A 12,679-nucleotide genomic window follows, 5' to 3' on the forward strand; every position below is an offset into this window, starting at 1 on the left:
TATCTGTGGTGGGCGTTAGAAGATTGACGGGGGCTGCCCTTAGTACGAGAGGACCGGGGTGGACTCACCGCTGGTGAACCGGTTATTGTGCCCACGGTACGGCCGGGTAGCTACGTGGGGTTTGGATAAGCGCTGAAAGCATCTAAGTGCGAAGCCGGCCCGGAGATGAGTCTTCTATTGAAGGACGTTAGAGACGATGACGTTGATAGGCGGCAGGTGCAGGACGGGAGACCGTTACAGCCGAGCCGTACTAATGACCTGAGGGCCGAAGCGTTGACATTGTTGGTGGGAGTCTGGTGATTGTGAATCTCTTTCTTCTTAAAGAAGCTTAAAAAAGAACCATCCACGGTAGGTGTGTCCGTTGAGGCACAGCACCGCACGAGCTGGGATGGTGGCAAGGGTGCGGGGGAACACCTCTTCCCATACCGAACAGAGCCGTTAAGCCCCGTTACGCCGATGGTACTGGAGTCACTTCCGGGAGAGTAGGTTGCCGCCACCACAGATTATCCGTCCCCATTTCAGCAATGAGATGGGGACTTTTTTTTGCCCTTTCCAGAGCTTCTAAATGCTTCTCTACAATTACAGTCTCACCTCTTACCTTTCATCTTCAAAAACTGGTAGGTTCATCCGAAAAAACAGCCGTTTCACTCCTTAGTGGTTGTTCATCTTACTATTTAAGAGGAAATTTGTATATGTAGTCAGTCTTCCAAATGGCTGAAATAAAACTAAGGAAACTATGAACTTAATGAAAGTTTCTGAAGTTTCAATTTCAAAAAAGTAGTAAGTCGTTGGAAATCAAGGAGCGTATTTTATCCAAAGCAGAAGCCCTTTTCTGGAAATTTGGTACACGTAGCATCACTATGGACGATATCTCACGGGATATCGGTATTTCTAAGAAAACGCTTTATCAACATTTTACCGATAAGGATGATATTGTCTATCAAGTTATTCAATATCGGATGGATCAGAATCGGGAAAATGTGTCGTGTCGATTAGCGACTGCTCAGGATCCAATTGAAGAGATTCTACTGGCGTCGGAATTAATGCGGCAATATTTGGCAGAAATGAACCCAGCTCTACTAATTGACGTGCAACGGCATTATCCGAGGGCCTGGGAGATTTGTACCGAATTCAAAGAAAAGTTTTTGCTTGAATCCATCCGGTCAAACTTAAAGAGAGGTATAGAACAGGGCCTCTACCGATCGGAAATAGATATTGAAATAATGGCCAGACTTCGCGTAGAACTTATACGCATGGCCTATGATACAGATGTTTTTCCCAGGATGTTGGCGGGTATGAAAGAAGTACAAATTCAGCTACTTCATCATTTTGTGCGTGGGATACTTACTGAAAAAGGATCAATTATCTACAACCAATATGTTCAACAATACCAGAATGACCCCGCATTTTCTCCCAAGTAAACCGTTTCTGCTACTACTGCTTACGGGATTATTGGGTTCGGTAATGGCTCAAACTCCTCATGATTTCTCATTAAATGAAGCTATCCGTTTTGCTACCCAACAAAATCTTAATGTAAAGAATACGCAACTCGATGCACTAAGCGCCGAAGCACGTATTAAGGAAGTGAAAGGCCTCGCGCTACCCCAAATAAATGTTGGAGCGTCGGCAACGTATAATGCCATCATTCAGAAGTTTATTTTTCCTGCGGGTGGTTTCGGTGCGCCCGTGGACTCCACCTCAACCGGTGGGGGAAGTAGCAATGGCGATGATGTTACGGCTATCCCTTTTGGGGTAAAATACCAGGGAAGTGTTGCCGCCAACGTCAACCAATTAATCTTTGACGCATCTTATAAAATCGGTCTCAGAGCTGCAGCGACGTACCGGGAACTGGCTCAGAAAAACATTGCAGCCTCTAAGATCAACGTGGCCGAACAGGTTGCTAAAGCTTATTATGGTGTTCTGGTGAGTACAGAACGGCTAAAGCTGTTGGATTTGAATATCACCCGAGTTGATACGCTTTTGCGGGAAACGAGAGCCATGAACAGCCAGGGATTTGTTGAAAAGATCGACATAGATCGTTTGGAAGTCCAGTTAAATAACTTGAAAACCGACCGGCAAAATGTGAAGAACCTGGTTGACCTAAGTTATAACCTATTGAAATTTCAGATGGGGTTACCCATCAACGCACCCATTCAGTTGACCGACCAGATCGAAACGTATAGCCAGCAGGATCTGGAACGGGCTGCCGTTTTGGACTCGGCTTTTGACTACGGTCAGCGCATCGAATTTTCAACTTTACAGACTCAGATTACACTGGCCGATTTGGATTATCAGAGCATCGGAAAGCAATACTACCCCCGTTTGACCGCGGCTGCCACCTACGGGCACAACAACGGTCGCAATAACTTCATGGATTTCTGGACGACGCAGTGGTTCAATTCAGCGGCTATTACCCTAAACTTGAATGTGCCGGTATTCGACGGCTTTCAAAAACGTTATGCGGCCCAGCAACGGAAGATTGCTATCGACAAGGCCCGGCAAAGCGGAGAACTCCTGAAGAACTCCATCGACCTACAGATCAGGCAGGCAACCGTAACGCTCTCCAATAACCTGCAAACGCTGCAGAGTCAGAAACGCAATATGGATCTGGCGCAGGAAGTGGTCCGGGTTACGCGCATCAAGTATAAGGAAGGCGTCGGTTCTAACATTGAAGTGCTGAACGCCGAAACTTCTTTCCGGGAAGCACAAACCAATTATTTCTCGTCTTTACTGGATTATATGATTACAAAAGTTGACCTCGATAAAGCGCTGGGCAAATTATATACCGGTCAATAATCTCCATTTCTATTCACGCTACTCAAGCACTACTATACAGTAATCAAAGATGAAAACTTACTACATAATCGGATTGGCAACGGCCTTGATGGTGTCTTGCTCGTCAGAGGAGAAAAAGTCGGACTTGGCGTCTAAAAAGCAGGAACTAGCCGAGTTGAAAAGCCAGCAGAGCGAATTATCAACAAAAATCCGTGCGTTGGAAACCGAGGTTGCCAAACTCGATCCAAAGCAGGCTGAACAAACCAGAATAAAGGAGGTAACCGTAACGCCATTAGCGGCCACTACCTTCAAGCATTTTGTTGAGTTGCAGGGGGCAATTGATGCTAAGAACAACGTGCAGGTAAGCCCAAAATCGGGTGGTGCGATTACGGCGGTCTACGTCAAGGAAGGCGATGCAGTTAAAGCCGGTACGGTGCTGGCCAAGATCGACGATCAGATTTTACGGGAATCTCTGGAAGAAATCAAAAACCAGTTGACGCTGGCAAATACCGTGTACGAAAAGCAGGCTAATCTCTGGAAGCAGCAGATCGGTACGGAGATTCAATTTCTGCAGGCCAAAAATAGCAAGGAAGGACTCGAAAAACGGTTGGCCACTCTGAATGCCCAACTGTCGCAATCGAACGTTACTTCGCCGATTTCGGGGATTGTAGACCGGGTAAACGTGAAGGCGGGTGAATCGGCAATGCCGGGCGTTGGGATTGTCAATGTAGTCAACCTCTCACAGCTCAAAGTAGTGGCGAAAGTGGCGGATACCTACGCGGGCAGTGTGCGCCGGGGCGATGCGGTCATCGTTCGTTTTCCGGATATCAACAAAGAGCTGACAACCCGGATCAGTTTCGTGTCCACCACGGTTGATCCCCTCAGTCGCACGTTTACGATCGAAGCCCCGCTGCCGTCGGACAACAGTCTCAAACCGAACATGCTGGCGCAGATCAAGATCAACGATATTTCAAAAGAGAAAGCCATCGTCATCAACCAGAATCTGGTACAGAGTACAGAAAACGGCCAACTGGTTTATGTAGCGGTCAATGAAAATAACAAGAAAGTAGCCAAAGCCCGGCAGGTGAAAACGGGGTTGAGCTACGGCGGTCAGATTGAAATTACGGACGGGTTGCAATCGGGCGATCAGATTATCACGCAAGGTTATCAGGAGTTAGTGGACGGACAACCGATAAATTTCTAAAACAGGAGGCACACGGATTCGGCGGGTTCAACGGATTTTGACTAATATCCGTTCGGATCGGTTTAATCTGCCCGTTTTTGTGTTCCTCTACAACTCTTAAAGCCCATGAAGTTCGAACAGTATAAAACCCTGAGTTTTACCAACTGGTGCGTAGAGAACCGGACGGCCATTTACATCTTTACCATTATCATCACGCTGGGCGGTTTGGTGGTGTATAATAACCTGCCCAAAGAGCAGTTTCCGGATATCAAAGTACCGCAGATTTACATCAACACGGTTTACCTCGGTACGGCCCCGGCGGATGTGGAAAACACCATCAACAAGCCGATCGAGAAGCAGTTGAAGTCCATCAACGGCGTTAAGAAAATTAAATCCAATGCGTTGCAGGATGTATCAGTGATCCTGGTAGAGTTTAACCCGGATGTTCAGATACCGGATGCTTTGCAGCGGGTTCGCGACGCGATCGATAAAGCCCGGCAGGATTTACCGCAGAAACTGGATAACGGCCCGACGGCGCAGGATGTCAACTTTTCCGAATTCCCAATTATGAACGTCAACCTGGCGGGAAATTTCTCACTGAAACGGTTGAAAGAGTACGCGGAGGATTTGCAGGACGCCATTGAAGCCATGCCCGAAATCAGCCGGGTGGATATTGTTGGAGCACTGGAACGCGAAATCCAGATCAACGTGGATTTGCCAAAAATGCAGTCGGCGGGACTGGCATTTTACGACATTCAGCAGGCCGTTCAGGGTGAAAACATCAACGTCTCCGGTGGTGACCTTAACGTTGACGGGGTTCGCCGGACGCTGCGGGTAAAAGGCGAGTTCAATGCCGTAGATCAGTTGCAAAACCTGCAAATCCGGACTTCAACGGGCGCAACGGTTCGCCTGGGCGATGTTGCCCAGGTTCAGGATAGTTTCGAAGAACAGCAGGATTTTGCGCGGCTGAACAACAAATCCGTTGTGACGCTGAACGTGATCAAACGCTCCGGCGCTAACCTGATTTCGGCTTCCGATAAAATCGAAGAAGTCATTAGCGAATACAAGGAAACCCGTTTTCCGCAAGGGCTGGACATCAAGGTGACAGCCGACCAGTCGGAACGAACCCGGGCCGATTTGCACGATCTGGTCAATACCGTAATTCTCGGTTTTATTTTCGTGGTATTGGTTCTCATGTTTTTTATGGGGGTTCGCGATGCCATTTTCGTTGGGTTATCGGTACCGCTTTCGGCGTTGGTGGCTTTTGTGTGTATGCCAATCGTTGGTCCCGTCGTCGGGACGGTATTTACCTTGAACACCATCGTTCTCTTTGCCTTTTTGCTGGGCCTAGGGCTGGTTGTGGACGACGCGATTGTGGTGATTGAAAACACCCACCGTCTGTTCAACCTGAATAAAGATTGGGACATTAAGAAGTCGGTAAAAGCGGCCGCCGGTGAGGTGTTCATTCCGGTATTGTCCGGTACGCTAACCACCATTGCGCCTTTCTTCCCGCTGCTTTTCTGGCCGGGCATTGTAGGGGAGTTTATGAAGTTTTTGCCGCTGACGCTGATTCTGACGCTGTTCTCGTCGTTGTTTGTGGCCTATGTCATGAACCCGGTTTTTGCCGTCACGTTCATGAAACGCCACGATGATGATCACCACGAAGACAATCAGGGTTTTGCCCCAATTCGCCGGCCGTTAATCATCATGGCTGTTCTGGCCGTCATCGGCTACCTGATTGACCGCGGCATTGGTAACTTCCTGGTGTTCTTCATGGTTCTTTACGTTTTTAACCACTATATCCTCACCCCATACATCATCGTTCCTTTCCAGGAGAAACTGTTGCCCAAGCTGAAAAACGGGTATCGGAAGCTGATTAACTGGATTTTGGTCGGCTGGCGGCCCATCGGCGCGATTGCCAGCATGGTTGTCTTGCTGTTTGTGACGTTTTTCCTGATGGGCATCGTGCAGCCGAAGGTTATCTTCTTCCCCAGCGGTGACCCGGATTACATCTACGTTTACAACGTGATGCCGGTTGGTACGGATGCTAACGTGACGGATTCGGTCACGAAGATTATTGAAAAACGGGTTTTTGATGTCTTGGAAAAAAATAAAGCTACGGGCATCGTCAATTCAGTGATCGCAAACGTAGGTAAAAACGCCGGTGACCCCTATAACCCGGATCGTTCGGACACGCCCCACAAATCGAAGGTGACGGTGGCGTTTGAGAAAAAAGAACTCCGGAACGGTATTTCATCCGAAGTGCTGCTGAATGAAGTCAGGACAGCCATGCAGGGCATTCCCGGAACGGAGATTTCGGTGGAGCGGGAAAGCAACGGGCCGCCAACCGGAAAACCGATCTCGATTGAAATCTCCGGGGACGATTTTAAAACCCTGTCAGGTTTGGAGAAGCAGGTGCGTCAGAAAATCGCCCAGTCCGGTATTCAGGGAATCGACCAGTTGAAATCCGACTTGATTACCAACAAACCGGAAATTGTAATCAACATCGACCGGGAAAAAGCCGAGCGGGAAGGAATTTCGTCGGCGCAGGTAGCGATGGCGGTTCGGACGGCTTTGTTTGGTCTGGAAGTATCGAAGTTCCGGGATGATAAGGATGAATACCCCATCATGGTCCGGCTGAAACCGGACGACCGGAGCCAGATCGAGCAACTACTCAGTCTGAATATTGTGTACCGGGACATGAACATGGGCGGTCAACTGCGGCAGGTTCCCATTCAGTCGGTCGCTAACATCAGCTACTCGACAACGTTCAGCCAGATTAACCGGCAGAATCAGGAGCGGGTTATTACGCTGGCTTCTGATGTGGTGCCGGGCTTCAACGCCAACGAGATTGTTGCGCAGATTCAGCAATTGATCACGGACATCGAAGTACCGAATGGGTACGTCATCAAAATGGGCGGTGAACAGGAAGATCAGGCGGAATCGATGAACTTCCTGACGTCGGCATTTGGCCTGGCCATGCTGCTGATTTACCTGATTCTGGCCACGCAGTTCAACTCGGCGGGCAAACCCGTTATCATCTTCTTCACGATTGTGTTGTCGCTGATCGGGGTGTTGTTGGGCTTTATGATCACCGGAAAAACGTTTTCCGTCATCATGTCCGGGGTTGGCATCATCGCGCTGGCGGGTATCGTAGTGAAGAACGGTATTCTGCTCATTGAATTCATTGAGGAACTCCGGGGGCGGGGGATGCCCCTGCGCGAAGCCATCATTGAGGGCGGGGCCATCCGTCTGACGCCGGTATTATTGACAGCTTCGGCGGCCGTGCTGGGTCTGGTTCCGTTGGCGCTGGGTCTGACGATCGACTTTGTCGGCCTGTTCCGGAATTTTGCCCCGCACGTGATCATCGGCGGGGATAGCGCGGTATTCTGGAACATCCTGGCCTGGACGATCATCTACGGGCTAACGTTCTCAACGGTTCTGACGCTGGTGATTGTACCGTGTATGTACTGGGTCAGCGAAAAAGTGAAAGGCCGGATCTCGAAAAAATCAGCCGAATCCGTTCGCGAACCAGAATTAGTGAATGAATAAATAACTAACTGTATTGAACCGAAAAACCCACGGTGTCTGTTTACGCTGTGGGTTTTCTTTTTGCGTCGCTATGAACCGTCTTGTCTTGTTTGTCATTGTATCGGCCATTTTAGTCCTGATCGACTGGTATGTTTTTCAGGCTATCAAAACCGTCATCCGCTCAGCGTCTGAAACCACCCAGCGGATTGTTCAACTCGTCTACTGGGGTTTTACCGCGGTCACCATCGTCACCTACCTGACGATGCAGTTGTTGCCGCCAGACGCGGTCGGGCGCATCGCCCGGGGCTTTATCTGGTCGGCCATTCTGATACCATATTTCTCCAAAGTATTTGCTGTCCTGTTCATTTTCGTAGACGATCTGGGGCGGTTTGTGCGCTGGGTGGCTTCGCTTTTTTACCGGCCCGACATCCGCGAAGCGGTGAACGACACCACGCAGTCGACCATCCCGGCGACGAACGTCATTCCGCGTTCCGAATTTTTGATGAAAACCGCTTTGGTCGCCGGGGCGGTGCCGCTGGTCGCGTTCTCGTACGGCATCATTTCGGGGGCGCACGATTACCGCATCCGCCGGATCAAGTTGCCGCTCAAAAATTTGCCCTCGGGTTTTGACGGGCTGAAAATTGCCCAGCTTTCGGACATTCACTCCGGCAGTTTTTTCAATAAGACGGCCGTGAAAGGGGGCGTAGAAATGCTGCTGCGTGAAAAACCGGATCTCGTCTTTTTTACGGGCGATCTGGTAAACAATACCGCCGATGAGGTCGAAAATTACATCGATATTTTCAGCAAGGTTAAAGCGCCGATGGGCGTTTATTCAACGCTGGGCAACCACGATTACGGCGATTACGTCAGTTGGCCAAACCAGCAGGCGAAACGGCAGAATCTGCAGAATCTGATGGCCGCTCATAAACTGATGGGCTGGAATCTGATGATGGACGAAAACCATATTTTAGAACAAAATGGTGACAAAATCGCTTTAATAGGCATCCAGAACTGGGGGTCGGGCCGGTGGCCGAAATACGGTGATCTGGCCAAAGCCTACAAAGGCACCGAAGATTACCCGGTCAAGCTGTTGCTTTCTCACGACCCCAGCCATTGGGACGCTCAGGTACGGCCACAATTTCCGGATGTTGATGTGCAGTTTGCGGGCCACACGCACGGGATGCAGTTTGGCGTTGAAGTCGGAAGCATCCGCTGGAGTCCGTCGCAGTATGCCTACAAACAATGGGCCGGGCTTTATCAGCAAGGCCAGCAGTATCTGTATGTCAATCGGGGCTACGGGTACCTGGGCTACCCGGGGCGCGTCGGTATCTGGCCCGAAGTCACCATTTTCGAATTGAAAAAAGTGTAAATCTGAACCTGGAGTACGGGAATTAAAACGGTCGGCACGGACCGCCCTGCGCCGTAGCGGAAGCCAGCAATTTAACCCAATGGCTGGCCGATTCTGGTCAAGCTGCGGAATTCAGGTTCAGAACGATAATCCTAATTCAGACAAACAACCCATGAAAAAGCTTTTCCTGCTTGCTGGCGGCCTTCTGGTCGCACTTGCTTCTTACGCCCAGGCTCCGTCCTGCTGCGACCAACCCGTTGCGGAGGTCAATAATGACATGGCCTTGCTGGCCAGTAACAAATCCTTTGTGATGCTTCACGAAGAACCGTTGCCTTTCACCTACAAGAGCGCGGCCGGCGAAATGGTAAAATTCAAAACGCCCGACGGCAAAGAGGCCAACGGCTTTTTGCTCAAGGCTCCGAAGGAAACCAACAAATGGCTGTTTGTTTATCAGGAATGGTGGGGCCTCAACGACTACATTAAACAGGAAGCCGAGAAGCTTTACAACGACCTTAAAGATGTAAACGTGCTGGCCATTGATATGTACGACGGGAAAGTGGCAACGACCCGCGAAGAGGCTTCAAAACTGGTTCAGGTGCCGCGCGAAAGGCTGGGAGCCATCATGCAGGGCGCACTCTCGTATGTGGGGCCACAAGCGCAGATTGCGAACGTGGGTTGGTGTTTTGGGGGCGGTATGTCGTTGCAGTCGGCTATTCTGGGCGGTAAACAGACCATGGGCTGTGTAATTTATTACGGTCAGCCGGAAAAAAACATCGAGCGCCTGAAAGCCCTGAACACCAATGTACTGGGAATTTTCGGTGCCAAAGACTCCGGTATTCCGCCCGCAGCCGTGTCGGAATTCGAGAAAAACATGAAAGAAGCTGGCAAAGACATCACCATCAAAATGTACGATGCCCCCCACGCCTTTGCCAATCCGAGCAATCCGGGTTACGACAAAGAAGCGACGGCCGATGCTTATCAGATCACGCTGAATTACTTGAAAACGCACCTGAAAGTCTAGTCAGATAGTAGGCCAGATTCGAACAAGTTTTTCGAATTATGCGTTAAACCATTATGAACCAAACGGGTCTAACAGGTATCCAGTATTTACCAATAGACTGTTATCATCATGAAAACGCATAATCTGACTTCGTTGCTGGTGATTGCCCTGCTGGGGATTGTATTAACCAGTTGTGCGCCTTCGGTTGGCGTTGGTGTGAGAGCTGATTACGGGCCGGGTCATCCCTATGGCTACGGTTATGCTCCCTACCGGTATTATCGCCAGCCACCCGTTATTGTGACTCCTCCGCCGAGAGTTTACTATAAATCGCATCCCCGGCGTTACCGGGAGCGTCACTACCGAAACGATTACCGGCGGGCCCCGCAATACGGCTACCGTCCCAACCGCGGCAGCCGAGGACCACGTTAACAGAAAATACCGTCGTAAAGGCGGTATTTTTTTATAGTCAGGCCTTGGCATGCTTGCAAAAAGTAAATCGTAAGAAAAACTTTACCCTGATTACGCACTTTTCAAATTTCTTTGCGTTTACTAGATACAAAGAGCCGGAGAATTATGAAAAAGCTTGTATTGCTGGGAATTACGATATGCTTGATGCTTCCACTGGAAGCTCCGGTTGAAGCCGCCGTCGTTAAGACATCCCATAGCGAACTAAAAAATACGGAAAGCTTCAAACGGAAAAAAGCCCGTGGATACCGGAAGAAAAAAGGGTTCATGTGGGGCCTTTTTAAGAAGAAAAACTCGTGCGGTTGCCCTAAGTTTTAATCCGAACGCATCTTAAATTGTACTTATAGCCGGGGCAACCCGGCTTTTTGTTTTTTAGTCGGTTAATAAATTGTAAAATACTGTTATTCAGCTAAAAATTACGTATCTTTGCGGCTTAATTGAGAGGACAACAGAAAACCACCGAAAAACTACCTTCCCACGATCAGACGCAACGAGTCTTTCATCTATTGTCTATACTCTTTTATCACAATATTGTATGCAATCTATTCGCAACATAGCTATCATAGCACACGTTGACCACGGTAAGACGACGCTGGTTGACAAAATTATTCACGCTTCCAAGATTTTTCGTGAAAATCAGGAATTCGGTGACCTGATCCTGGACAACAACGACCTGGAACGGGAACGGGGTATTACGATTGTGTCGAAGAACGTTTCTGTTCGGTACAAAGACGTAAAAATTAACATTATCGATACACCGGGCCACTCCGATTTCGGTGGTGAAGTGGAACGCGTTCTGAAAATGGCCGACGGTGTTTGTCTGCTGGTTGATGCCTTCGAAGGTGCCATGCCGCAAACCCGGTTTGTCTTGAGCAAAGCGCTGCAACTGGGCTTGAAGCCAATTTTGGTCATCAACAAGGTCGACAAAGAAAACTGCCGGCCGGAAGAAGTACACGAAGAAGTATTTGACCTGATGTTTAACCTGGGCGCTACCGAAGAGCAGTTGGATTTCCCAACAGTGTACGGTTCGTCAAAACAGGGTTGGATGGGTCCGGACTGGCAAAATCCGACCGAAGACATTACCTACCTGCTGGACACGATTTTGGAAACCATCCCGCCCGCTCCGGTCGTGGAAGGAACTCCCCAAATGCAGATTACATCGCTCGATTATTCGGCCTTCGTGGGTCGGATCGCCATCGGCCGGGTTGTGCGCGGTACACTGAAAGAAGGCGCTAACATGGCTCTGGTCAAAGCAGGGGATGTGATTAAGAAAGTTAAGATTAAAGAGCTGCAAACCTTCGAGGGACTTGGTAAGCAAAAAGTTGCCGATGTACAGTGCGGTGATATTTGTGCCGTAACCGGATTGGAGGATTTTGAAATTGGCGATACGTTGACCGATGCCGAAAATCCTGAAGCGCTTGAGCGGATTGCGGTGGATGAACCGACGATGAACATGCTGTTCACGATCAACAACTCGCCATTCTTCGGCAAAGAAGGAAAATTCGTTACCTCACGCCATTTGCGTGATCGGTTGTATAAAGAAATTGAGAAAAACCTGGCGCTACGGGTTGAAAACACGGATAGCGAAGACCGGTTTCTGGTATATGGACGCGGGATTCTACACTTGTCGGTCCTCATTGAAACCATGCGCCGGGAAGGCTACGAGCTACAAGTGGGTCAACCTCAGGTGTTATACAAGTTTGATGATAACGGCAATCGGCTAGAACCGGTAGAAACCCTGGTGGTGGATGTACCGGAAGAAACTGCCGGAAAAGTAATTGAACTGGCCACCCAGCGGAAGGGTGAACTGTTGATTATGGAGCCGAAGGGCGATTTGCAACACCTGGAGTTTGAAATTCCGTCACGCGGGTTGATCGGTTTGCGGTCGAACGTTCTGACGGCAACCTTCGGTGAAGCCGTCATGACACACCGTTTCAAAAGCTTTGAACCCTATAAAGGCGCTATTCCTGAGCGGATCAACGGTTCCCTGATTTCAATGACCAGTGGAGTTGCCACGGCTTACTCCATTGACAAATTGCAGGATCGGGGTACGTTCTTTATCGAGCCGGGCGACGAAGTTTATACCGGTCAGGTAATTGGCGAACACAACCGCCAGAACGATATTGTGGTGAACGTACAAACCGCGAAGCAGCTGACGAACATGCGGGCTTCGGGTTCTGACACCAACGTCCGGATTGCACCGAAAGTATCGTTCTCGCTCGAAGAATCGATGGAATACATCCAGAAAGACGAATACCTGGAGGTAACGCCGAAGTCGATGCGGATTCGCAAGATTTATCTGGACGAAAACGAACGCAAGCGCAATCAGCACAAGTTTGCGATGGCCTAAAAAAAGCCCCGGCACCAGCCGGGGCTT

General features: G+C 49.5%; 9 protein-coding genes and 2 rRNA genes (1 of these 11 only partly in view). All 11 read left to right on the forward strand.

Annotated elements, in window-relative coordinates; all coding sequences use genetic code 11:
* Positions 1-274 (forward strand): 23S ribosomal RNA (locus OQ371_RS08385) (it extends 2,623 nt beyond the left edge of the window).
* Positions 275-387: 113 nt separating this feature from the next.
* A 5S ribosomal RNA gene (gene rrf, locus OQ371_RS08390) occupies positions 388-499 on the forward strand.
* A 289-nt stretch (positions 500-788) separates the two neighbouring features.
* A complete protein-coding gene (locus tag OQ371_RS08395; protein WP_265993332.1) occupies positions 789-1,421 on the forward strand; it encodes a TetR/AcrR family transcriptional regulator in 633 nt (210 codons plus the stop codon).
* On the forward strand, positions 1,336-2,796 hold the full coding sequence (locus OQ371_RS08400) for a TolC family protein (protein ID WP_265993333.1): 1,461 nt from the start codon (positions 1,336-1,338) through the stop codon (positions 2,794-2,796). The genes OQ371_RS08395 and OQ371_RS08400 overlap by 86 nt, the downstream gene beginning before the upstream one ends.
* Positions 2,797-2,845: 49 nt before the next feature.
* Entirely contained in the window at positions 2,846-3,979 is a 1,134-nt protein-coding gene (locus OQ371_RS08405) for an efflux RND transporter periplasmic adaptor subunit (protein ID WP_265993334.1), read from the forward strand.
* 105 nt (positions 3,980-4,084) lie between these two features.
* On the forward strand, positions 4,085-7,510 hold the full coding sequence (locus OQ371_RS08410) for an efflux RND transporter permease subunit (protein WP_265993335.1): 3,426 nt from the start codon (positions 4,085-4,087) through the stop codon (positions 7,508-7,510).
* A gap of 70 nt (positions 7,511-7,580) precedes the next feature.
* Entirely contained in the window at positions 7,581-8,858 is a 1,278-nt protein-coding gene (locus OQ371_RS08415; protein WP_265993336.1) for a metallophosphoesterase, read from the forward strand.
* Positions 8,859-9,009: 151 nt separating this feature from the next.
* On the forward strand, positions 9,010-9,858 hold the full coding sequence (locus tag OQ371_RS08420) for a dienelactone hydrolase family protein (RefSeq protein ID WP_265993337.1): 849 nt from the start codon (positions 9,010-9,012) through the stop codon (positions 9,856-9,858).
* 108 nt (positions 9,859-9,966) lie between these two features.
* Complete coding sequence (locus OQ371_RS08425; protein WP_265993338.1) at positions 9,967-10,266, forward strand: hypothetical protein; 300 nt, start codon at positions 9,967-9,969, stop codon at positions 10,264-10,266.
* Between the two features lie 144 nt (positions 10,267-10,410).
* Positions 10,411-10,620 (forward strand): hypothetical protein, encoded by a 210-nt coding sequence (locus tag OQ371_RS08430; RefSeq protein ID WP_265993339.1) that lies wholly within the window; start codon positions 10,411-10,413, stop codon positions 10,618-10,620.
* A gap of 217 nt (positions 10,621-10,837) precedes the next feature.
* On the forward strand, positions 10,838-12,652 hold the full coding sequence (gene typA, locus OQ371_RS08435) for a translational GTPase TypA (protein WP_265993340.1): 1,815 nt from the start codon (positions 10,838-10,840) through the stop codon (positions 12,650-12,652).
* Positions 12,653-12,679: the final 27 nt, after the last annotated feature.

This window comes from Larkinella insperata (assembly GCF_026248825.1).
GTDB classification, from domain to species: Bacteria; Bacteroidota; Bacteroidia; order Cytophagales; family Spirosomataceae; genus Larkinella; species Larkinella insperata.